The following is a 22,920-nucleotide window of genomic DNA, read 5'->3' as shown; positions in this document are numbered from 1 at the left end:
TCGAAAGAACTGGCTCACTCCTTGCCATACCCGCTTACGACCGGTGTCAACTCCGAAGCAGCTGCGCTGTCCGCCGCTATCGCATTGACCTTGCGCTGCCGTCCTGGCCGGATACGCCTGGCCTCGGTCCCTGCTGGCAGATCGCGCTTCTTCTTCCCCGTCTTGGCCATCTGCGACAAGCCCGACAAGAGCTGAACCAGGGAACTGCGCAGCACCGGATCCACGGCGCGATAGCAGGCAATCAGCTCGCTCTCCTGCTGGGTCGGCGTACTGCCGCGCACACCGGTCAGCACATAGGTAATATCGATCCCGATCTCCCCCAGGCCGTGCAGGTAATAAGCGTCCGGCGCGGTCTCGCCGATCTCGTACTTGATTTGGGTACGTGCCGTGATATCGAGCTGGTCCGCTACCGATTTCTGGGTATGACCGCAGCGGCCACGCTCTTGCGCAAGGCGATCGCCAAGTACTGTCAAAAATTCACTCTTATTCGATGACATATGAAAAGGACCTCTCCTAGAATGTTGCTTTCAGCTCAACAGCGAGGAGACATCTTATGGCACCCAAGCAACAAAACGAACGCAAGCCCGCAAAAGGAACGACGCGTCTGGTGAATTTTCGATTAAATGAGGCGGAATTCGAGGAAGCTGACCTGTTGGCACAACAAACCTACCGCTCGCGCGCTCTTTTCATTCGCACGATGTATTTGCTGGGACTGCAGACGTATCGCCGCCAGCATCCTGCCGATTGAGATCGCGCACACGCATTCGCCCGACCAGGATGACGATGAACGGGGCGGCCGAACGGGTCAGATGAGGCCGCGGCGCAGCAGGAACGCCCTGGCTTCCCGCATCACCTGATCCGCTTGCTCGCGGTGCGGGACATGGCCACATTGCGCCAGCACCCGCGACTCGCCCTGCCCCGGGAACGCTGCGGGCAGGCTGGCAATCATGCGCGGATGCGTGAGACTGCCAAATTCATCCAGATCGCCATGCAGCGCCAGCACCGGACTGCGCAGCCGCTCCAGCATGGGGGCCAGCGACCAGTGCGCAAAGGAAGGCGAGAGCCAGGTGTCGATCCACGCCGAGAGCACCCAGCGCGCTTGTTGCAGGTCGTTGCCGTGGTACTTCGCCAGGCGCGCGAGTTGTGCCGGATCGGCAAAGCGGGTTCGCGCCTCCTGAATGCCCTGCAAGGTCCGGTCCTCCACGAAGGCTTGTGCCGATTCGGTGATGACGGCCAGCACTCGCTGCGGCCACTGTGCCGCCGCCGACACGGCCATGCCACCGCCGACGCTGTGGCCAAACAGGATCACCTTCTCCACTGCGAAATGCTGCAGGACCACGGACAGCGACGTGGGTGCTTCAGCAGAGATGAAATCCAGCGCCAGTCCATCCGTCCTCACCGAGGACAGTCCGAAGCCGGCCCGATCATAGGCAATGACGGGAAGTCCGGTCTGCGCCGCCAGCCGGGCAGGAAAGTCGCGCCACAAGGCGACCGAGCCCAGCGAGTCGTGCAACAGCACAATCGGCGTGCGTGCCTCGGGCGAACCGCCCCACACGCTGGCATGCAGGGTTCCGCCCTCGGTCTCGATATACGCGTCCTGCCGTTCGGACATGCTCGCTCCTCTGCTTGGGTACTGACGCATTGCGTCCGGCCGCCGCCCCCCCCTACCTGCACACGGCACCCAAAGGGGCAGACGGCAAATAAAAAGGCGCACCGGGGGGTGCGCCTGAATCAGCCTTCAAGGGGGTATGGCTCCCCCGCAATATACCGGACACGCTATCAGCTTGCGCGACGTGCGAGCCCCAGTATCACGCCAGGCGCATGGCTGATGCTGCTCGCTTGCAGCCCTCAGTGATGCGCACCGCCGCCCAGATAGGCGGCCTTGACCGCCGGGTCGTTCTGCAGCTTGTCGGCGGGTCCGTGTACGGAGATCTTGCCATTCTCCAACACATAGCCGTAGTCCGCAACATTGAGCGCGGCAGCGGCGAACTGCTCCACCAGCAGCATGGTCACGCCCTGCTCCTTGAGCCGCACGATGATGCGGAAGACCTCATCCACCAGGATCGGCGCCAGCCCCATCGATGGCTCGTCCAGCAGGATCACTTCGGGGTTCAACATCACCGCGCGCGCCATGGCCAGCATCTGCTGCTCGCCGCCCGACAGGGTACCGGCCAGCTGCGTCTGCCGCTCCTTCAGGCGCGGGAACAGCTCCAGGGCGCGTTCCAGGTCGTGCGCGATATCGCCCTTGGGGCGGGCCCGCGTAAAGCGCGGGAAAGCGCCCAGCAGCAGGTTGTCGGTCACGCTCATGGTGGCGAAGACGCGCCGGCCTTCCGGCGAATGCGCCAGGCCGTAGCGCGCGATGCGGTGCGAGTCCAGGCCGGTGATGTTCTTGCCGCCGAGCGTGACTTCCCCTCCCTTCGGTTTGATCATGCCGGAAATGGCGCGCATGGTGGTGGTCTTGCCGGCACCGTTGGAACCGATCAGGGTCACCACCTTGCCCTTGGGGACGTCCATCGAAATGCCATGCAGCACCTCGACCTTGCCGTAAGCGGCGTGCAGATTGGAAATGGTCAGCATGTTCAGGCTCCCGCGGGGCTGGGTGGGTTGTCGTGGGCATCGCCTGCGCCACTGCCGAGGTAGGCTTCGATGACCTTGGGGTCAGCCTGGACCTGGGCCGGCTTGCCTTCGGCGATCTTCTGGCCGAAGTCGAGCACGGTGACGGTATCGCAGATCGACATGACCACGTCCATGTGGTGTTCGATCAGGATGATGGTGATGCCGGCTTCGCGGATCTTGCGGATGATGGCGACGAGCTCCTTGATGTCCGGTGCCGTCAGGCCGGCGGCCGGTTCATCGAGCAGCAGCAGGCTGGGGTTCAGGCCCAGCGCACGGCCGATTTCCAGCAGGCGCTGCTTGCCGTAGGGCAGGTTGCGCGCCTCCTCGTTGGCCAGGTTGGCCAAGCCGACAAATTCCAGGATCGCAGCGGCGCGTTCCCGTGCGGCCTGCTCTTCGCGCACGTAGCGCGGCGTATTGACCATCACGTCGACCACGTTGCTGTTGAAGGTGTGGTGCAGGCCCACCAGCACGTTTTCAGTGGCCGTCATTTCACCGAACAGCTGCACGTTCTGGAAAGTGCGCGCCACGCCGCCCAGGGCGATGGTCGAAGGCGTATTGCCGGAGATCGGGCGACCGTCGTATTCCACCACGCCATCGGTAGGACGATAGATGCCGGTCAACACGTTCATCATGGTGCTCTTGCCCGAGCCGTTCGGGCCGATCAGGCCGTGCACGGTGCCTTTACGCACATCCAGGTCAACCCGGTTCAAGGCCTTCAGGCCACCGAACTGCATCAGGATCTGGTTGACCTTCAGCAGCGTTGCGCCCTCGTCCTTGACGGAGTCGGTGGTGATGACGGCGCGCTCCTTGTCACCGGCGATCTGCTGGGCCACGGGCACGTGCTTGGTCAGCATGCGGCCGAACAGGTTGCGGCAGAAGCCGACGATGCCGTCCTGCAGGTAATACACGACGAACAGCGTCATCAGACCGAAGATGGTCAGGCGCCAGTCGGTGATGTTTTCCAGCTTGTAGGAGAAGGCGGCCATGGCGATGGTCGCCACCACCGGCACCGCGATGCCGCGCGCGGTCTTGGTCCCCTTGGCCAGCTGCACGCCGGCGCCGATCACCACGATCACGGCCAATACGGTGGCGATCTGGCGGAACAGCGCGATGTCCGACAGCAGGCTGGGCAGCATCACCACGATCAATGCGCCGATCAGCGAACCGATGCGCGACTTGCGGCCACCCATGATCACCGCCAGCAGGAACAGGATGGTCAGTTCGAAGTTGTAGGTATTGGGCGAGATGTACTCTTCCGAATACGCATACAAAGCGCCCGACAACCCGGCCAGCGCCGCACTGATGATGAAGGCATAGACCTTGTAGCGATACACCGACACGCCCATGCAGTCCGAGGCGATCGGACTGTCGCGCAACGCCTGGAAGGCACGGCCCAGGTTGGACTTGAGGATGCGATGCACCACCAGCATGGAGATCACCATCAGGATCGCCACCAAGTAGAAGAACTGCACTTCGTTCATCTTCTCGCCACCCAGCATCGGCTTGGCGACCTTGATCCCGAGCGGGCCTTCGGTGAGGAAGGTCATCTCGTTGATCAGGATCTGGATGATGGTCCCGAAGGCCAGCGTCACCATGGCCAGGTAAGGACCGGTCACGCGCAGCGCCGGCAGCGCCAGGATGGCACCGAAGACGGCAGTCACGGCAATGGCCGCCGGAATCGTCACGAAGATCGGCAGGCCCAGCTTGAAGAACAACACGCCGGCCGCGTAGGAGCCGATGCCGAACAGGCCCGCATGGCCCAGCGAGACCTGGCCGGTGTAGCCGACCACGATATCGAGCCCGAACAGCAGGATGGCGTAGATGAGGATGGTTTCGATCAGGTGCAGGTAATACGGGTTGTGCACCACCATGGGAATGCCGCCCAGCGCGGCGATGCCCAGCAAGGACAGCAGCAGGATTTTCTTGTTCATGGTGTCAGACCTTCTTGATCGCAGTTTTGCCGAAGAGGCCCGCAGGTTTCACCGCCAGCACCAGCAGCAGCAGCACCAGTCCCGGTACTTCCTTGTAGCCGGTCGAGATATAGAAACCGGTCACGGTTTCAGCCACGCCGAGGATCAGGCCGCCGACGATGGCGCCCATGCCCGAGGTCAGGCCACCAATGATGGCCACCGCGAAGGCTTTCAGCCCCAGTGCCGCGCCCATGGTGGCGCCGGTCAGCGTCAGCGGCGCCACCAGCACGCCAGCGAAGGCGGCGGTGGCCGAAGACAGGGCATATGAAAAAGTGATCACCATGCTGGTATTGATGCCCATCAACCCCGCCGCATCGCGGTCGTTGGAGGTGGCCACTACGGCCTTGCCGTAGATCGACTTGCGATTGAACAATTCGACCGCCGCCATGATGAGCAAGGCACCGATCACCACCAGCACCTGCATCGGCTGCACGTTGGCACCGAAGACCTGGAAGGGTGTGCCGGAGATGGGCGACGGGAACGGCAGGTCGTCCTTGCCCCAGATGTTCTCGGCGACGTTCTTGAAGATGATGGCCAGCGCGATGGTGGACATGATCCAGCCGAATTCGGACTTGATCTTGATGGCCGGACGCACGCCGATCCATTCCACGAACATGCCCTGCAGGGCACCGAAGACCAGCACGATGGGGATCATCAGCCAGTAGTTGAGATAAGGCCCGCCGTGGATGTTGCCTACCACGGAGAGCCCGACCAGCGCGCCCAGCATCAGGGCTTCACCCTGGCCGAAATTGAGCGTGCCGGACGTGGCAAAGGTCAGTTGGTAACCGAAGGCGATCACGGCATAGATCATGCCCAGCGCGATCCCGGAGAAGACCAGTTGTAAGAGGATGTCCATTGTATTTCCCAAGAAGCGGCTACCGCCGGGTGGCGGCGTAGAGCTGCAACGATCCCGCGGCGACCGCCCCCGGCGCCGTTAGAAATTCGTCAACAGATCGTGTGAAAAAGGCCAGCCCCCGGATCGCAAGGACTGGCCTCTTCGACTGCGTTACGTGAAGTGAAGCGAGTCGGTTCTTATTTGCCGAGGATGACGCGGCCGTTCTTGACCTCGCCCATCACGACCATGCCAGGCTTGATGGCTTCGTGATCGTCATGGGTGAACGGCTTGTCATAAGTGGTCACCACGCCTTCGACCTTGGTGTTCAGGTTTTCCAGCGCGGCGCGAACCTTGTCGCCATCAGTGGTGCCAGCCTGCTTGATGGCAGCGGCCAGCAGCAGGATGGAGTCATAGCCCTGGGCAGCCGAGACGGCCGAAGGCATGCGGTCAACCTTGTAGGCCTTCTGGTAAGCCTCGATGAAGGCCTTGCGCTTGGGCGTGTTGCCGTCCTGGATGAAGGTTTGCGGCATGCGGGCACCGTTGCCGTTCTTGCCGGAGTTGTCGATGAAGTTGCCCATCGACAGCGGCCAGCTGCCGATGATGGGCACCTGCCAGTTCAGCTTTTCCATGCCGTTGGCGATCTGCGCCAGTTCCGGGCCGATGCCGTAGGTCAGCACGGCTTGCGCGCCGCCCTGCTTGGACTTGAGCAGCTGGGCTGTCATGTCCACGTCCTTGATGTTGTACTTTTCGACGGCCACCGGGGTGACCTTCTTGTCGGCCAGCACTTTTTCCAGGTCTTCACGGCCGAGCTGGCCGTAGTTGGTGGAGTCGGCCAGGATGGCGACCTTGGTGAACTTCTGCTTGTCAACCGCTTCATCGGCGATCATCTTGGCCTGGATCTTGTCGGCGGCCGAGGTGCGGAAGATGTAGTTGTCCTTTTCCTTCTCGAACTGCTTGGTGATCACGGTGCCGGTCGCCACGTTGTTGATCACCGGGATCTTGGCTTCCTGGTAGAAGCGCTGCGAGGCCAGGGCCACGCCGGTGTTGATGAAGCCGACGGTGGCAACCACCTTTTCCTTGTTGATCAGTTCCTGGGCGATCTGCACGCCGCGTTCGTTCTTGGCTTCATCGTCGCGCTCGACCAGCTGGATCTGCCGGCCCAGCACGCCGCCAGCGGCATTGATCTCGGCCACGGCCAGCTTGACGCCATCACGCATGGACACGCCCATCGGGGCAGAGCCACCGGTGTAAGGGCCGGAAACGCCGATCTTGATCGGATCCGCAGCCTGCGAAGTGAGCGCCAGGCTCATCAGGGCAGCGGCAACAAAGGCTTGGGTCTTGTAGCTCATGTCATCCTCCAGAATGTAATTGTTGGCTAGCACGCGAGCGGGCGTAGCGCTTTTGGAACCCGCTCCGTGTGAACGAATTCTCCGCTCCCCTTCGCTCTGTGGCGAATCCTTGCGGGAGTGTCGGGCCGATTCTGTCCCAGTTTCCTTGCGCCAAACTTACAGGCTTGTCAGGAGCTGTCGCAGCTTCTCAGGCAGTGCAGTGGATTTCTCTTTCTTGAAATCGACCCAGACGATTTTTGCGGCACCGTCAGCATAAATGATCTGTTCATCGGCAGCGTCGCGGATGACATACGTAGTTTCCACACTCGTGCGCCCCAGGTGCCCCGCGCCCATCTGCACCAGGATGCTGGCGGGATACTTCATCTGGCGGCGGAAATTGCAGTGCGCATTGACGATCACCGGGCCCTCCTCGCCTGCGATGGTGGGCCCGAACACATCTTCCAGCCACTCGATGCGGCACTGCTCCATGAAGCGGAAATAGAGCGTGTTGTTGACGTGGCCGAAGGCGTCCATGTCGCCCCAGCGAATGCGTTGCTGCGAGACGTACAGAGGCTTGGTGGCGGCGGCTTCGTGACTGCTCATCGTGGGTCCTTTTCCGGTTTGATTCATCAATGAATGTAATTTTTTTCATGCGCGACGCGCGAGATCTGTCGCATTTACGACGCAGCCGTGCCCCGCATCCGCTGGGGCTTTCTGCTTCACTACCGAGTCACCCTGCTCGCCAACGCGCCCTCACCGCAGCGACCGCGCATAACACAGGGTTATCAGGTCACGCCAATACGGTATGAGCCTCGCGCAGAAAATCCCATAAAATACGGCACCTCCGGCAAGCTTCCGGCGCGGGGCGATTTTCCCGCAGGACAGTCCGCTTGCAGTGCATTGTTTCAGATATGAACGCTAGAAGTTGAATAAAAAAACCGCGAAATGGCCGTTCCCTCTAGCGTTCCTTCGAAAAATACTTAACAATAGCACGATCGTTCGAAAAACAGGCAGTTCACATAACACGGGACACCCATGACTTCTTCTCAAGACTTGCTCGCACAATACGGCCCTCGCGAATCGATGGAATATGACGTCGTCGTCATCGGCGGCGGGCCCGCTGGTTTGTCGGCAGCGATTCGCCTCAAGCAGCTGGCTGCGCAACAGAACCGGGAAGTCTCGGTCTGCGTGCTGGAAAAAGGCAGCGAGGTCGGTGCCCACATCCTCTCCGGCGCGGTGATGGACCCGCGTGCATTGACCGAACTGATCCCCGACTGGAAGGAACAAGGCGCGCCCCTGAACATGCCGGTGACCGAGGACCGCTTCCTGTTCCTCTCCGAGAACAAGGCCTACAAGACCCCCAACTGGCTGCTGCCGACCTGCTTCCAGAATCATGGAAACTACGTGATCTCGCTGTCCAATGTCACCCGCTGGCTGGGCCAGCAGGCCGAGGCGCTGGGCGTGGAGATCTTCCCCGGCTTCCCGGCGGCCGAAGTGCTGTATCACGAGGACGGCTCGGTCAAGGGCGTGGCGACCGGCAACCTGGGCATCAACAAGGAAGGCGAACCCACCGGAGACTTCCAGCTGGGCATGGAGCTGCACGCGAAATACACCTTCTTCGCCGAAGGGGCGCGCGGCCACCTGGGCAAGCAGTTGATCGCCAAGTACAAGCTCGATGCCGGACGCGATCCGCAGACCTACGCCATCGGCATCAAGGAACTGTGGGAAGTGAAGCCCGAAGTGCACCAGCCCGGCCTGGTGGTTCACACCGCCGGCTGGCCGCTGGCTAATGACACCTACGGCGGCTCCTTCCTGTATCACCTGGAAAACAACCAGGTCGCCGTCGGCTACGTCGTAGGACTGGCCTACCAGAATCCGTATCTTTCGCCCTTCGAGGAATTCCAGCGCTACAAGACCCATCCGGAGATCCGCAAGTTCTTCGAAGGCGGCAAGCGCATCTCTTACGGCGCACGTGCCATCACGGCCGGTGGCGTGCAATCGCTGCCCAAGCTGGTCTTCCCCGGTGGCGCCCTGCTGGGTTGCGATGCGGGCTTCCTCAATGCCTCGCGCATCAAGGGCAGCCATGCCGCCATCAAGAGCGGCATGCTGGCCGCAGATGCCGCCTTCGCGGCGCTGGGCGAGAACCGCCAGTCCGATGAGCTGGCGGCTTACCCGGCAGCCTTCGAGGCTTCCTGGCTGAAGGAAGAACTGCACAAGGCACGCAATTTCAAGCCGTCGATGAGCAAGGGATTGATCACCGGTACCCTGCTGGTCGGCATCGACCAGGTGCTCTTCGGGGGCAAGGCGCCGTGGACGCTGCGCCATACCCACGCCGACCACGAATGCCTGCGCCCGGCTTCGGACTTCGCGCCGATCGCCTATCCCAAGCCGGATGGCAAGCTGACCTTTGACCGCCTGTCTTCGGTCTTCATCTCCAATACCAACCACGGTGAAGACCAGCCCGCGCACCTGACGCTGAAGGACAAGAATGTTCCGGTGCAGGTGAATCTGGCCAAGTACGCCGGCCCGGAATCGCGCTACTGCCCGGCCGGGGTGTATGAATTCGTCAAGAACGAGGACAATTCCGATCGCCTGCAGATCAACGCGCAGAACTGCGTGCACTGCAAGACCTGCGACATCAAGGACCCGACACAGAATATCGTGTGGGTCACCCCGGAAGGCGGCGGCGGGCCGAACTACTCGGGCATGTAAGCGCCCTTCCCTGTCTCGCAAAAACGAAAGCCGCATCCTTGTCAGGGATGCGGCTTTTTTCGTTGGGTCAGCACAGTTCTCAGATGCCGGCCGGGCGTTCGGGCGGGGTCCAGCTGCCATTGATTATCTTCTCCAGCCAGAACACCCCGATCACGGTCTTCACATCCGTGATCTGGCCATTGCGTACCTGTTCCAGCAGCTCGGCCAACGGGGCCTTGTAGATGTCGAGGAATTCACCTTCATCCAACTCCCGCTCGCCCTCTTTCAAGCCACGCGCCAGATACAGCACCAGATGTTCATCCGAATAGGCGATGGCATTGTGAATGGTGCACACGTACTGCCATTCGGTGGCGGTATAACCGGTCTCTTCCTTCAGTTCACGCTTGGCGCAGTCCAGCGTATCCTCGCCCGGATCGATCTTCCCGGCCGGGAATTCGATGAAGACCCGGTGCAGCGGATAGCGGAACTGGCGCTCCATCAACACGCTGCCGTCCTCGAACAGTGGCAGCACCGTGACTGCACCGGGGTGCTTGATGTATTCGCGGCTGGTTTCCTTGCCGTCCGGGAGCACGATGGTGTCCTTTTGGACCTTGAGGAAATGGCCGTCGTAAACCTGGCGAGTGTCTTTCTGCGTCTCTTTGAGATGGGCGTCCATGATATGTGCGAGGGGATGAGGTTGGAGAAGAAAAACGACCGGCCGCGCCCGACCGGCACGCACCAAGAAAAAAGGCGTCAGTCAGTGACCGACGCCTCTTGCAGGCTGCTTCAGGCGTGCTGCTTGCGCAGGTATCGCATCACATAGCCAGGATAGGCCAGCACCAGGAACAGACAAGCGGTGATGGCATAGAATTCCCAGCCCTGCGAAAAGACGTTGCCGATGCCGCTTTCCAGCAGATGGGCAGCGACGCCGACCAGGAAATACAGCACCACCAGTTCCAGCAGCCGCAGCCAGATCGGCTTGACCCAGGCGGCGTCCTTGTTCAGCGGAATCAGGCCGAACAATTGCTGGTTGAAGAAAGGCAAATTGGCCGCCAGGGCGGCCAACAGGATGACGATCCAGCTGAACAGGGAAACGTTCATTTCCCTGTTTCCTTACGCCACGACCTTGCTGAGGAAGGTCGCCAGGGTGCTGACGATGGCGTTGGTGCAGGCATCCATCAGGTGCCCCGGCCACAGGCCGATGGCCAGGGCGGCGATACCGTTCAAGCTCAGCACGACACGCATTTCAGGCGTAGCGACGATCTTGCTGGTGTCGGTGGGCTCGTCGAAATACATCACCTTGACCACGCGGATGTAGTAGAAGGCACCGATCAGCGAGAAGACCACGGCCAGCACCGGCAGCCAGATCTGGCCAGTGGCCATGGCGGCCTGCAGCACCGACAGCTTGGCGTAGAAGCCCACCAGCGGGGGAATACCGGCCAGCGAGAACATCATGATCATCATCACGGCGGCGAACCACGGGCTACGCTGGTTCAGGCCCTTGAAGTCGTCCAGGGTGTCAGCTTCGAAGCCCGAGCGCGACAGCAGGATGATGACGCCGAAGGAACCCAGGGTAGTGATCACATAGGTCACCGCGTAGAACAGCGAAGAGCTGTAGGCGTTGACGGCCGAGAACAGGTTGCCGTCTACCACGCCCGACAGCATGCCCAAGAGCATGAAGCCCATGTGCGAGATGGTCGAGTAGGCCAGCATGCGCTTGATGTTGGTCTGTGCGATAGCGGTGACGTTGCCCAGGATGATGGACAGCACGGCCAGCACCATCAGCATCTGCTGCCAGTCCACGGCCAGCGGCAGCATGCCTTCGACCAGCAGACGGAAGGTGATGGCGAAGGTCGCCAGCTTCGGTGCGGCACCCAGCAGCAAGGTCACCGGGGTGGGCGAACCTTGGTAGACGTCAGGCACCCACATGTGGAAGGGCACGGCACCCAGCTTGAAGGCCAGGCCAGCCACCACGAACACGATGCCGAACACCAGCGGGGTGCGGTCAACGGTACCGGAGACGATGGCGCGGAAGACTTCGTTCAGCTCCAGTGCACCGCCGGTCGCACCGTACAGCATCGACATGCCGTACAGCAGGAAGCCGGAGGCCAGTGCGCCCAGGATGAAGTACTTCATGCCGGCTTCGGTCGAAGCGGCGTGGTCACGGCGCAGGGCCACCAGGGCGTACAGCGACAGCGACATCAGTTCCAGGCCCAGGTAGATGGACAGGAAGCTGTTGCCGGAGATCATGACCATCTGGCCCAGCAGCGCGAACAGCGCCAGGGCGTAATATTCGCCGCCCAGGGGACCACCGGTGATGCCGCGAGCAGTGTTGTACTGGCGCGAGTAGATGAGCGTGACGCCCACACCCAGGTAGGTGAACAGCTTCAACAGGTTGGCCAGCGGATCGGACACGAACATGTTGTTGAACGTGTAGACCGTAGCGCCCGTGTTGAGGTCGGCAAAGGTCAGTACCGCACACACCACCAGCGCTGCCAGGGACAGCAGATAGGTGATGACGCGCTTGCTTTCCGGCAGGAACATATCGATCAGCAGGATCGCGGAAGTCGCGATCAGCAGAAATATTTCCGGATAGACAGGGATCAGATTCATGTTATTCATTTAGTTACTACCGCTTGTGTACGCCCGCTTGTGTCGCGACCTTGATCGCGCCGCCCGACCGGCAATGCCACACCGGCTCGTCTCGTTACTCGTTGTTGCCCAGCTTGGTTGTCGGCGGGACGCGAGCGCCCCGCCCTTCACTTCTTCTGCGCAGATCAGTTGATCTTGGAGACCGCCACGTGCTTCAGCAGGTCGGTCACCGAGGTCTGGATGCTGTCGGTGATGATGCCGGGATAAATACCCATGACCAGGGTAGCGATCGCCAGCAGGCCCAGGATGAAGAACTCGCGGCCATTCACATCCACCAGTTCAGCCACGTGATGGTTGGTCACGGCACCGAAGATCACGCGCTTGGCCAGCCACAGCGAGTACGCCGCGCCCAGGATCAGGGCGGTGGCGGCCAGGAGGCCAATCCAGAAATTGAACTTCACTGCACCCAGGATCACCATGAATTCGCCGACGAAACCGGAAGTGGCCGGCAGGCCGCAGTTGGCCAGCGAGAACAGGATGAAGAAGAAGGCGAAGCGCGGCATCTTGTTGACCACACCGCCGTACTGCGAAATCTCACGGGTGTGCATCTGGTCATACAGCACGCCGATACACATGAACATCGCGCCGGAGACGAAACCGTGCGAGATCATCTGCACGATACCGCCCTGCACTGCCATGTCGTTGAACATGAAGAAGCCCAGGGTGACGAAGCCCATGTGGGCGATCGATGAGTAGGCGACCAGTTTCTTCATATCCTGCTGGACCAGGGCTACCAGACCGATGTAAATCACGGCCACCAGCGACAGGAAGATCATGAAGCCCGACAGCGCATGGCTGGCGTCCGGAAGAATCGGCAGCGAGAAGCGCAGGAAACCGTAAGCACCCAGCTTCAGCATGATCGCAGCCAGCACGATGGAGCCACCGGTCGGTGCCTGCACGTGGGCGTCAGGCAGCCAGGTGTGCACCGGCCACATCGGCACCTTCACCGCGAAAGCGGCCAGGAAGGCGAAGAACAGGATCTTCTGTTCCATCATCGACAGCGGCACCTGATGCCAGGTCGGGATCTCGAAGCTGCCGCCCGACACGTAGTACAGGTAGATCAGGGCGATGAGCATCAGCAGCGAACCCAGCAGCGTGTACAGGAACAGCTTGAAGGCTGCATACACGCGGTTGTCGCCGCCCCAGACGCCCACGATGATGAACATCGGGATCAGGGTCGCTTCGAAGAAGGCGTAGAACAGCATCGCATCCAGCGAGGAGAACACGCCGATCATGATGCCGGAGAGGATCAGGAAGGCACCCATGTACTGGGCCACGCGCTTCTGGATCACCACCCAGCCGGCCAGCACCACGATGACCGTGATGAAGGCGGTCAGCGGCACGAACCACAGCGAGATGCCGTCCAGCCCGAGGAAGTAGCTGATGCTGAAGCGGTCGATCCAGGGCGTCTTTTCGACGAACTGGTAACCGTGCGCCAGCGGATCGAAGTGCTGGATCAGCGGGAAAGTAACGACCAGGCCGACCAGCGACCCGAACAGCGCCAGCCAGCGGGTCAGGCCCGGATTGCTGTCGCGGCCCAGTGCCAGGACGAGGATGCCGAAGACGATCGGTACCCAGATCGCGAGGCTCAAGATGGGAAATGTTGACTGCATCATGGTTGTTATTTACTCGGACAGCTTATTTGGCGAACGGGAACGGCATGAACCACACCAGGAAACCCAGCACCCCGATGATCATCACGAACGCATAGTGATAGATGTAACCGGACTGCCAGAGACGCGTGAATTTCGAGAACCAGCCGACGACCTTGGCGCTGCCGTTGACGAACAGGCCGTCGATGATGCCACGGTCGCCCACGGTGGACAGTCCGCTGCCCAGCAGGCGGGCACCGCCGGCGAAGACGACTTCGTTGAACTTGTCCATGTAGTACTTGTTGTCCAGGATGGTGTAGATGATGCTGAACTTTTCCTTGAACCAGGCCGGCACGCGCGGGTTGATCATGTAGCAGTAGTACGCCACGACCACACCGGCAATGGCCAGCCACAGCGGCGCGCTGGTGAAGGCGTGCAGCACCATGGCCACCGGGCCGTGGTATTCGTGGGCCAGTTCTTCCATGACCTTGTGGTTTTCACCGAAGAAGATCACGCCCTTGAAGAAGTCGCCATACAGCATCGGCGAGATCGCGAAGAAACCGACGATGACCGAGGGAATGGCCAGCAGGATCAGCGGCAGGGTCACCACCAGCGGCGACTCGTGCGGCTTCTGGCCCGGAGCCAGGCCGTGATGGTGCTCATCATGGCCGTGATCGTCGTGGGCATCGTGCGCATGGTCGTCATGCACGCCGTGGGCCGCAGCCGGAGCGTGGTGATCGTCATGGCCGTGCGCCTGGCCGAAGCGCTCCTTGCCATGGAAGACCATGAAATACATGCGGAAGGAGTAGAAGGCCGTCACGAAGACGCTGGCCAGCACGGCGAAATACGCGAAGCCCGAACCGGCCAGGTGCGACTCGGCCGCGGCTTCGATGATCGAATCCTTGGAGTAGAAGCCCGAGAAGAACGGGGTGCCGATCAGCGCCAGCGAACCCAGCAGCGAAGTGATCCAGGTGATGGGCATGTACTTGCGCAGGCCGCCCATGTTGCGCATGTCCTGGTCGTGGTGCATGCCGATGATGACCGAACCGGCACCCAGGAACAGCAGTGCTTTGAAGAAGGCGTGGGTCATCAGGTGGAACACGGCCACCGAGTAGGCCGACGCACCCAGCGCCACGGTCATGTAACCCAGCTGCGACAGCGTGGAGTAAGCGACCACACGCTTGATGTCGTTCTGCATGGTGCCCAGGAAGCCCATGAACAGCGCCGTGATGGCACCGATCACCAGGATGAAGGACAGCGCGGTGTCGGACAGTTCGAACAGCGGCGACATGCGGGTCACCATGAAGATACCGGCCGTCACCATGGTGGCGGCGTGGATCAGCGCGGAAATCGGGGTCGGGCCTTCCATCGAGTCCGGCAGCCAGACGTGCAGCGGGAACTGGGCCGACTTGCCCATGGCACCCACGAACAGGCAGATACATGCCACGGTCAGCAGCATCCAGTCGGTACCCGGCAGGGTCAGCTGGGCCAGCTCGGCACGCTTGTCGAAGACTTCGGTGTAGTTCATCGAACCGGCATAGGCCAGCAGCAGGCCGATACCCAGGATGAAGCCGAAGTCACCCACGCGGTTGACCAGGAAGGCCTTCATGTTGGCCTTGATGGCGGTCGGGCGGGTGTACCAGAAACCGATCAGCAGGTAGGACACCAGGCCCACCGCTTCCCAGCCGAAGAACAGCTGCAGGAAGTTGTTGCTCATGACCAGCATGAGCATGGAGAAGGTGAACAGCGAGATGTAGGAGAAGAAGCGGTTGTAGCCTTCATCTTCGGCCATGTAGCCGATGGTGTAGATGTGCACCATCAGGGACACGAAGGTCACCACGCACATCATCATCGCGGTCAGACTGTCGACCATGAAGCCGATCTCCAGCTTGAGGCCGGCCACCGTCATCCAGTTGTACAGCGTACCGTTGTAGGTCGCGCCGTCCAGCACTGCGAGCAGGGTCTGGATGGAGATGATGGCGGCGATCAGCACGCCCAGGATGGTCGCGGTATGCGACACCTTGCGGCCAACCACGTTGCCGAAGAATTTGGTACCCAGCAGACCGGCGATGGCCGAGCCTGCCAGCGGCGCCAGGGGTACAGCAAGAAGAAGATGTGGGTTAAGTTGCCCAGCCATGATGAACCTTATCGCTTATTGGCTGCCCCGCCCGCAGCGCTGCTGCAAGGGGGCCTCCCATCTTTAAATGAAATTCAAACCAGAACACAAAAACAGGACGCTGCGGATGCCGACTCAGCCCTTGAGGCTGTCGAGGTCTTCCACGTTGATGGTATCCAGGTTACGGAACAGCACCACCAGAATCGCCAGACCGATGGCGGACTCAGCCGCAGCTACGGTCAGGATGAAGAACACGAAGATCTGTCCGCCCGCGTCACCGAGGTAATGCGAGAAAGCAATGAAGTTCATGTTGACCGCAAGCAGCATCAGTTCGATGGCCATCAGCAGGACGATGACGTTCTTGCGGTTCAGGAAAATGCCGACGATCGAGATCGCGAACAGGATCGCGCCGATGATCAGGTAGTGGGAGAGCGTGATTGCCATGATTCTTGTGCGCCCTTCTTAAGATTGTTGACCGGCGGCCGGCTTGTCGGCCGCTGCAGCAGCAGCGTCGGCTGCGGGTGCATTGCGGGTGGATTCGGCCTTCATGCTGACCAGGCGCACGCGGTCCGATGCCTTGACCTTGACGGCCTGGGCCGGATCGAAGTACTTGCTGTCCTTGCGCTTGCGCAGGGTCAGTGCCACGGCGGCGACGATGGCCACCAGCAGGATCACGGCCGCCACTTCAAAGGCGTAGACGTATTCGGTGAAGATCAGCTTGCCCAGCGGCTTGGTCTGGCCCAGCGTGTCGGAGACGGCCGGCACCTGCGATTCGTAGACCCAGAAGCTGTTGAGCAGCACGGCCGCCATTTCCAGCACGATGATCACGCCGATGGTGGCCGCCAGCGGGAAGTAGCCCCAGAAGCCTTCGCGCAGCTTGTCCATGTTGATATCGAGCATCATCACCACGAACAAGAACAGCACCATCACCGCGCCGACATAGACCAGCACCAGCACGATGGCCAGGAACTCGGCCTTGAGCAGCATCCAGAGGCCCGCTGCCGAGAAGAAGGACAGCACCAGGAACAGCGCCGCATGCACCGGGTTGCGGGCCGTGATGACGCGAACGGCGGCGATTACCACCAGCACCGCGAACACGTAGAACAAGACAGTTTTAAATTCCATAATCAACCAGAAGTTGGTTCATTCAATCAGCACGGGGACCGCACAGCAGGCCACCCCATCGCAATACATCCGACACCTTGCCGCAAGCCCTGCACCACCCTGCCCGGCTGCCCCGTATTTCGCAGGGCCACCCGGCAGCACCGATCAACGGTAGGCGGCGTCGGCCGCACGTGCAGCGGCGATTTCGTTTTCGTAACGGTCGCCCACTGCCAGCAGCATTTCCTTGGTGTAGTACAGGTCGCCCCGCTTTTCACCGTGGTATTCCAGGATGTGCGTTTCGACGATCGAGTCGACCGGGCAGGACTCTTCGCAGAAACCGCAGAAGATGCACTTGGTCAGATCGATGTCGTAGCGGCTGGTGCGACGGGTTCCGTCCTCACGCTGCTCGGATTCGATGGTGATGGCCATCGCCGGGCAGACCGCTTCGCACAGCTTGCAGGCGATGCAGCGTTCTTCACCGTTGGGATAACGGCGCAGCGCATGCAGGCCGCGGAAACGCGGGGACATCGGCGTCTTTTCCTCGGGGAACTGCACGGTGATCTTGCGCTTGAACAGATAGCGACCGGTCAGGGCCAGGCCCTTGAACAGTTCGCGGAGCATCAGGCTGCCGAAAAAATCCTTAATAGCTTCCATTTTTAGCCTCAGCCTTCCAACTTATTTCCAGATATTCCAGGGCGACTGGATCCAGATCGCCACGACCACCAGCCAGACCAGGGTCAGCGGGATGAACACTTTCCAGCCCAGACGCATGATCTGGTCATAGCGGTAGCGCGGGAACGATGCGCGGATCCACACGTACAGCGACAGGAAGAAGAAGGTCTTCAAGCCCAGCCAGATCCAGCCCGGGATGAAGTCCAGCGCGGACACCGGAGCCGACCAGCCGCCGAAGAACAGCAGTGCGGTCAGGATCGAGATCAGGATCATCGCGGCGTATTCGGCCAGGAAGAACATGGCGAAGGACATGCCGGAGTATTCGATCATGTGACCGGCCACGATTTCGGATTCACCTTCCACCACGTCGAACGGGTGGCGGTTGGTCTCGGCCACGCCGGAGACGAAGTAGATCACGAAGATCGGCAGCAGCGGCAGCCAGTTCCAGGACAGGAAGTTCAGGCCCATGCCGGCGAACTGCCCCTTGGTCTGGGCCAGCACGATGTCGGTCATGTTCAGGCTGCCGGTGACCATCAGCACCACCACCAGGCAGAAGCCCATGGAGATTTCATAGGACACCATCTGTGCCGAAGCGCGCATTGCACCCAGGAAGGCGTACTTCGAGTTCGAGGCCCAGCCGGCGATGATGATGCCGTAGACTTCCATCGAGGTAATGGCCATCAGATACAGCAGGCCGGCGTTGACGTTGGCCAGCACGTGTTCCGGCGAGAACGGCACCACGGCCCAGGCGGCCAGCGCCGGCATGATGGTCATCACCGGCGCCAGGTAGAACAGCGCCTTGTTGGCCTTGGACGGGGTCGAGATTTCCTTGAAGATCAGCTTGACGGCGTCAGCGATGGGCTGCAGCAGACCAGCAGGACCCACGCGGTTCGGGCCCAGACGCACGTGCATCCAGCCGATCAGCTTGCGCTCCCAGTAGGTCATGTAGGCCACGCACACCAGCAGCGGCACCATCACCACCAGGATCTTGACCAGAGTCCACACCAGCGTGAACAGGGTCGGACCCAGCAGCGCCGGTCCCACGTTGTTGATTTGGGCGATCAGGTGATCCATTTTTACGCTTTCTCCACGACGATTGCGCCAAACATGCCGCCCAGTGCAGCGGTGGAGGCGTGCGCAGCAGCGACGCGAACCACGTTTTCCGGCAGTTTCTTATCGATGGCGGCGGTCAGCGCAGCGCTGCCCGAGCCTTGCTTGACGTTGACCTTGTCGCCTTCGGCCACACCCAGCTTGGCAGCTAAAGCAGCCGACAGCCACGCCTTGGGCGCCTGGCCGTCGCGGGTTTCCAGCAGCGGCGGTGAACGGCGTGCGATGGCGTCAGCGAAGTAGATGGGCACATCCGCCACACGCTCGACGCCACCGGCGGCGGCTTGCACAGCCTGCGCTTGCACGCTGGCGATGTTGTTCAGGCGCGCCGACAGGTCGGTTTCCTTGCCCAGCAGCTCGTCGCGGATGGATTCGGCGGTTTCGTAATCGAAGTTTTCCAGTTCCAGCAGGTTGCCCAGCACGCGCAGGACCTTCCAGCCCGGACGCGCATCGCCGGCCGGCTTGACGGTACCGTTGAAGCTTTGTGCACGGCCTTCGGCATTGACGAAGGTACCAGCGGTTTCGGTGAAGGGTGCGATCGGCAGCAGCACGTCGGCATAGTCGGCACCGTGCTGGTAGGCCGACATCACCACGACCATCTCGGCCTGGCCCAGCGCGGCACGGGCCGCTTGCGGATCGTAGCTGTCCAGTTCCGGCTCGGCGTTCAACAGCAGGTAAGCCTTGCGCGGCTGTGCGAACACGGCAGCGGCATTGGCACCCTTGCCCGGAGTCGGCACGGCGTTGGCCAGGTAGCCGCCCACGGCGTTGCCGCCATCGGTCAGCACGCCCAGCTTGGCACCGGTCTGTTCGGCGATCCACTGTGCAGCAGCATGCAGTTGCGCAGCTTGCGGATGCTGGACCGCAGCGTTGCCCAGGAAGACGCCACGGCCTTCGCCCGACAGCAGGCTGGCGGCAGTTGCCTTGGCAGCGTCCGATGCCACCACGCCAGCGTAGGCGGCGGGGGCAGCCACACCCTTGGCTTCAGCCACGGCCACGGCCACTTCGGCCAAGGCGGACAGCCATGCCGAAGGAGCGGCGACGATCTTGTTGGCGATCGGCATGAGCAGATCGTCGTCGGTGGCGTGCAGCACGCTGACCTTGGCACCGCTCTTGGCGGACTGGCGCAGGCGGGCCGACAGCAGAGGGTGATCCTTGCGCAGGAAGGAACCGATCACGAAGACGCGGTTCAGCTGCGAGAACTCGACGATGGACATGCCCAGCCACGGCTTGATCTGGCCGTCCAGGCCGAAGTCGGACTGGCGCAGGCGGAAGTCGACGTTGTCCGAACCGATACCGCGCACCAGCTTCTGCAGCAGGCTCAGCTCTTCCAGCGTGGAGTACGGGGTACCCAGCGCGGCGATCGAGTCCGCACCATGTTCGTGACGGATGTTGCGCAGGCCGTGGGCGACGTATTCCAGCGCAGTCTGCCAGTCCACTTCCTGCCACTTGCCGTCCTGCTTCAACATCGGCTTGGTCAGGCGTTGATCGCTGTCCAGCGCTTCGTAAGCGAAACGGTCCTTGTCAGAGATCCAGCACTCGTTGACTTCTTCATTTTCGAAGGGCAGCACGCGCATGACCTTGCCATTCTTGACCTGGACGATCAGGTTGGCACCGACGCTGTCGTGCGGGCTCACCGACTTGCGGCGCGACAGTTCCCAGGTACGGGCGCTGTAGCGGAACGGCTTGGAGGTCAGCGCACCGACCGGGCACAGGTCGATCATGTTGCCCGACAGTTCGGAGTCCACGGTCTTGCCGACGAAGGTGGTGATCTCGGAATGTTCACCGCGGCCCAGCATGCCCAGCTCCATCACGCCGGCCACTTCCTGGCCGAAGCGCACGCAGCGGGTGCAGTGAATGCAGCGGTTCATTTCCTTCATGGAGATCAGCGGACCAACGTCCTTGGGCTCCACGACGCGCTTTTCTTCCTGGTAGCGCGAAGAGGAACCGCCGTAACCGACGGCCAGATCCTGCAGCTGGCACTCACCGCCCTGGTCGCAGATGGGGCAATCCAGCGGGTGGTTGATCAGGAGGAATTCCATCACGCCCTTCTGGGCCTTGACCGCCTTGTCGCTGGCGGTGCGCACGATCATGCCGTTGTTGACCGGCGTGGCGCAGGCAGGCAGCGGCTTCGGGGCCTTTTCAACCTCGACCAGGCACATGCGGCAGTTGGCCGCGATGGACAGTTTCTTGTGATAGCAGAAGTGAGGGATGTACGTGCCGATCTTGTTGGCAGCGTCCATGACCATGCTGCCTTCTTGCACTTCAACCTTCTTGCCGTCTATTTCGATTTCAACCATGGCTGTTTGCCCAAGCTAAATATTCTTTGCCAACGATACCGACGGAAGGCTTATCGCATCCCGCCAGCATCCCCTGCCCTGTTCAGATGTAAGCCGGAACCAGGCAGTGTTTGTGCTCGATGTGGTATTCGAACTCTTCGCGGAAATTCTTCACGAACGCGCGTACCGGCATCGCCGCTGCATCACCGAGCGCACAGATGGTGCGGCCCTGGATGTTGTCGGCTACCGAGTTCAGTACGTCCAGATCTTCCATCTTGCCGTGACCGTTTTCGATACGCTCCACCATGCGGTACATCCACCCGGTGCCTTCGCGGCACGGTGTGCACTGGCCGCAGGATTCTTCATAGTAGAAGTAGGACAGGCGCAGCAGCGACTTGACCATGCAGCGCGTCTCGTCCATCACGATCACCGCGCCCGAACCCAGCATCGAGCCGGCCTTGGCGATGGCATCGTAGTCCATGGTGGTGTCCATCATGACGTCGCCACGGATCACCGGTGCGGACGAACCACCCGGGATGACGGCCTTGATCTTTTTGCCGCCGCGCATGCCACCGGCCAGTTCCAGCAAGGTGGAGAACGGGGTGCCCAGCGGGATCTCGTAGTTGCCCGGACGCTCGACGTCGCCCGAGATCGAGAAGATCTTGGTACCGCCGTTGTTGGGCTTGCCCATCTCGGCGTAGGCCTGCGGGCCTACCTTGAAGATGAAGGGCACGGCCGCAAAGGTCTCGGTGTTGTTGATGGTGGTCGGCTTGCCGTACAGGCCGAAGCTGGCCGGGAACGGCGGCTTGAAGCGCGGCTGGCCCTTCTTGCCTTCCAGCGACTCCAGCAGCGCGGTTTCTTCGCCGCAGATGTAGGCGCCATAACCGTGGTGCGCATGCAGCTGGAAGCTGAAACCGGTACCGAGGATGTTGTCACCCAGGAAGCCGGCCGCACGGGCTTCTTCCAGGGCTTCTTCGAAACGCTCGTACTCGGCGAAGATTTCACCGTGGATGTAGTTGTAGCCGACCGTGATGCCCATTGCGTAGCCGCCGATGATCATGCCTTCGATCAATGCGTGCGGATTGTAACGAATGATGTCACGGTCCTTGAAAGTGCCCGGCTCACCTTCATCTGTATTGCAGACGAGGTATTTCTGGCCCGGGAACTGGCGCGGCATGAAGCTCCACTTCAGGCCGGTCGGGAAACCCGCACCGCCGCGGCCACGCAGGCCCGAGGCCTTGAGGTCGGCGATGACTTGTTCCGGAGTGATCTTCTCGTTGAGGATGCGCTTGAGCGAATCGTAGCCGCCGCGCTTGACGTAATCCTCGAGATGCCAGTTCTCGCCATTCAGGTCGGCGAGGATCAGCGGTTTGATGTGGCGGTCGTGCAGGCAGGTCATTTCTTCAGTTCCTCCAGCAGCGCGTCGATCTTTTCGTTGGACATCCAGCTGCACATTTGATGGTTGTTGACCAGCATGACCGGTGCGTCGCCGCAAGCGCCCATGCATTCGCCTTCCATCAGCGTGAACTGGCCGTCGGCCGTGGTTTCGCGATAATCGATGCCCAGCTTGTGCTTCAGGTGATGGGCAGCGCGCTCGCCACCCGACAGCAGACACGGCAGGTTGGTGCACACGGTGATCTTGTGCTTGCCCACCGGGCTGGTGTTGAACATGTTGTAGAAGGTCGCGACTTCCTGCACGGCCACGGCGGGCATGCCGATGTAGTCGGCAATTTCCTGCTGCAGCTCGGCCGGCAGCCAGCCATGTTCCACCTGGGCGATGCGCAGCGCGGACATGACCGCAGACTGGCGCTGGTCCGCCGGGTATTTCGCGAGTTCGCGATCGATTTTCTTAAGGGCTTCTTGACTTAACAGCATATCGTTGGCCATCCATGCGCATCAGTGCTGCGCGGTTATTGGATATTCCCCAAACCTGACGGGCTTCCTGAGAAGCCCGCCTTGAC

21 protein-coding genes are annotated in these 22,920 nt (G+C 61.3%); 2 read left to right on the top strand and 19 right to left on the bottom strand.

From position 1 onward, the window contains the following. Positions 1 to 14 precede the first annotated feature (14 nt). Entirely contained in the window at positions 15 to 497 is a 483-nt protein-coding gene (locus J2X56_RS21790) for an XRE family transcriptional regulator (protein ID WP_310162556.1), read from the bottom strand. Between the two features lie 56 nt (positions 498 to 553). On the opposite strand from J2X56_RS21790, the gene J2X56_RS21785 reads away from it, so the two are divergent. After that, positions 554 to 748, top strand: a complete 195-nt coding sequence (locus J2X56_RS21785) for a hypothetical protein (RefSeq protein WP_310162553.1) — start codon at positions 554 to 556, stop codon at positions 746 to 748. Between the two features lie 57 nt (positions 749 to 805). Here J2X56_RS21785 and J2X56_RS21780 read toward each other — a convergent pair whose 3' ends face one another. The 6 genes from J2X56_RS21780 to J2X56_RS21755 all read right to left on the bottom strand — a co-directional run bounded on the left by J2X56_RS21780 (position 806) and on the right by J2X56_RS21755 (position 7,352). Beyond that, entirely contained in the window at positions 806 to 1,612 is an 807-nt protein-coding gene (locus J2X56_RS21780) for an alpha/beta fold hydrolase (RefSeq protein ID WP_310162549.1), read from the bottom strand. 236 nt (positions 1,613 to 1,848) lie between these two features. Further along, positions 1,849 to 2,577: an ABC transporter ATP-binding protein gene (locus tag J2X56_RS21775; RefSeq protein WP_034330243.1), complete on the bottom strand. Its 729-nt coding sequence runs from the start codon at positions 2,575 to 2,577 to the stop codon at positions 1,849 to 1,851. 2 nt (positions 2,578 to 2,579) lie between these two features. Further along, positions 2,580 to 4,547, bottom strand: a complete 1,968-nt coding sequence (locus J2X56_RS21770; protein ID WP_209568387.1) for an ABC transporter permease subunit — start codon at positions 4,545 to 4,547, stop codon at positions 2,580 to 2,582. A 4-nt stretch (positions 4,548 to 4,551) separates the two neighbouring features. Continuing rightward, on the bottom strand, positions 4,552 to 5,442 hold the full coding sequence (locus J2X56_RS21765; protein ID WP_039786681.1) for a branched-chain amino acid ABC transporter permease: 891 nt from the start codon (positions 5,440 to 5,442) through the stop codon (positions 4,552 to 4,554). 176 nt (positions 5,443 to 5,618) lie between these two features. Then, positions 5,619 to 6,770, bottom strand: coding sequence for an ABC transporter substrate-binding protein (locus J2X56_RS21760; protein WP_034337699.1), 1,152 nt, complete (start codon positions 6,768 to 6,770; stop codon positions 5,619 to 5,621). Between the two features lie 156 nt (positions 6,771 to 6,926). After that, on the bottom strand, positions 6,927 to 7,352 hold the full coding sequence (locus J2X56_RS21755; protein ID WP_204725298.1) for a thioesterase family protein: 426 nt from the start codon (positions 7,350 to 7,352) through the stop codon (positions 6,927 to 6,929). Between the two features lie 432 nt (positions 7,353 to 7,784). On the opposite strand from J2X56_RS21755, the gene J2X56_RS21750 reads away from it, so the two are divergent. Continuing rightward, the gene (locus J2X56_RS21750; protein ID WP_209568389.1) at positions 7,785 to 9,461 is read left to right on the top strand and encodes an electron transfer flavoprotein-ubiquinone oxidoreductase; all 1,677 of its coding nucleotides are present in this window, start codon (positions 7,785 to 7,787) and stop codon (positions 9,459 to 9,461) included. A 79-nt stretch (positions 9,462 to 9,540) separates the two neighbouring features. On the opposite strand, the gene J2X56_RS21745 is transcribed toward J2X56_RS21750, so the two are convergent. The 12 genes from J2X56_RS21745 to nuoE all read right to left on the bottom strand — a co-directional run bounded on the left by J2X56_RS21745 (position 9,541) and on the right by nuoE (position 22,846). After that, a complete protein-coding gene (locus J2X56_RS21745) occupies positions 9,541 to 10,116 on the bottom strand; it encodes an NUDIX domain-containing protein (RefSeq protein ID WP_121039211.1) in 576 nt (191 codons plus the stop codon). A 110-nt stretch (positions 10,117 to 10,226) separates the two neighbouring features. Next, positions 10,227 to 10,541, bottom strand: a complete 315-nt coding sequence (locus tag J2X56_RS21740; protein WP_121039208.1) for a DUF2818 family protein — start codon at positions 10,539 to 10,541, stop codon at positions 10,227 to 10,229. 12 nt (positions 10,542 to 10,553) lie between these two features. Beyond that, positions 10,554 to 12,062, bottom strand: a complete 1,509-nt coding sequence (gene nuoN / locus J2X56_RS21735) for an NADH-quinone oxidoreductase subunit NuoN (protein ID WP_121039205.1) — start codon at positions 12,060 to 12,062, stop codon at positions 10,554 to 10,556. Between the two features lie 155 nt (positions 12,063 to 12,217). After that, complete coding sequence (locus tag J2X56_RS21730) at positions 12,218 to 13,708, bottom strand: NADH-quinone oxidoreductase subunit M (RefSeq protein ID WP_039786695.1); 1,491 nt, start codon at positions 13,706 to 13,708, stop codon at positions 12,218 to 12,220. Between the two features lie 22 nt (positions 13,709 to 13,730). Continuing rightward, complete coding sequence (gene nuoL, locus J2X56_RS21725; protein ID WP_034337678.1) at positions 13,731 to 15,821, bottom strand: NADH-quinone oxidoreductase subunit L; 2,091 nt, start codon at positions 15,819 to 15,821, stop codon at positions 13,731 to 13,733. 114 nt (positions 15,822 to 15,935) lie between these two features. Continuing rightward, a complete protein-coding gene (gene nuoK, locus J2X56_RS21720) occupies positions 15,936 to 16,244 on the bottom strand; it encodes an NADH-quinone oxidoreductase subunit NuoK (RefSeq protein WP_013233782.1) in 309 nt (102 codons plus the stop codon). Positions 16,245 to 16,262: 18 nt separating this feature from the next. Next, the gene (locus J2X56_RS21715; protein WP_034337675.1) at positions 16,263 to 16,925 is read right to left on the bottom strand and encodes an NADH-quinone oxidoreductase subunit J; all 663 of its coding nucleotides are present in this window, start codon (positions 16,923 to 16,925) and stop codon (positions 16,263 to 16,265) included. A 144-nt stretch (positions 16,926 to 17,069) separates the two neighbouring features. Then, complete coding sequence (gene nuoI / locus J2X56_RS21710) at positions 17,070 to 17,558, bottom strand: NADH-quinone oxidoreductase subunit NuoI (RefSeq protein WP_008327661.1); 489 nt, start codon at positions 17,556 to 17,558, stop codon at positions 17,070 to 17,072. 21 nt (positions 17,559 to 17,579) lie between these two features. Continuing rightward, a complete protein-coding gene (nuoH, locus tag J2X56_RS21705) occupies positions 17,580 to 18,650 on the bottom strand; it encodes an NADH-quinone oxidoreductase subunit NuoH (RefSeq protein WP_121039202.1) in 1,071 nt (356 codons plus the stop codon). A gap of 2 nt (positions 18,651 to 18,652) precedes the next feature. Further along, on the bottom strand, positions 18,653 to 20,980 hold the full coding sequence (nuoG, locus tag J2X56_RS21700) for an NADH-quinone oxidoreductase subunit NuoG (RefSeq protein WP_134135081.1): 2,328 nt from the start codon (positions 20,978 to 20,980) through the stop codon (positions 18,653 to 18,655). A gap of 82 nt (positions 20,981 to 21,062) precedes the next feature. Further along, positions 21,063 to 22,358, bottom strand: a complete 1,296-nt coding sequence (nuoF, locus tag J2X56_RS21695; RefSeq protein WP_008327658.1) for an NADH-quinone oxidoreductase subunit NuoF — start codon at positions 22,356 to 22,358, stop codon at positions 21,063 to 21,065. Further along, positions 22,355 to 22,846: an NADH-quinone oxidoreductase subunit NuoE gene (nuoE, locus tag J2X56_RS21690; protein WP_006712943.1), complete on the bottom strand. Its 492-nt coding sequence runs from the start codon at positions 22,844 to 22,846 to the stop codon at positions 22,355 to 22,357. The genes nuoF and nuoE overlap by 4 nt, the downstream gene beginning before the upstream one ends. Positions 22,847 to 22,920 lie beyond the last annotated feature (74 nt).

The organism is Herbaspirillum sp. 1173 (genome assembly GCF_031455335.1).
GTDB classification, from domain to species: domain Bacteria; phylum Pseudomonadota; class Gammaproteobacteria; order Burkholderiales; family Burkholderiaceae_D; genus Herbaspirillum; species Herbaspirillum huttiense.
Note: the sequence above shows the minus strand (reverse complement) of the source record. Positions and strands in the feature narration are given on the sequence as shown.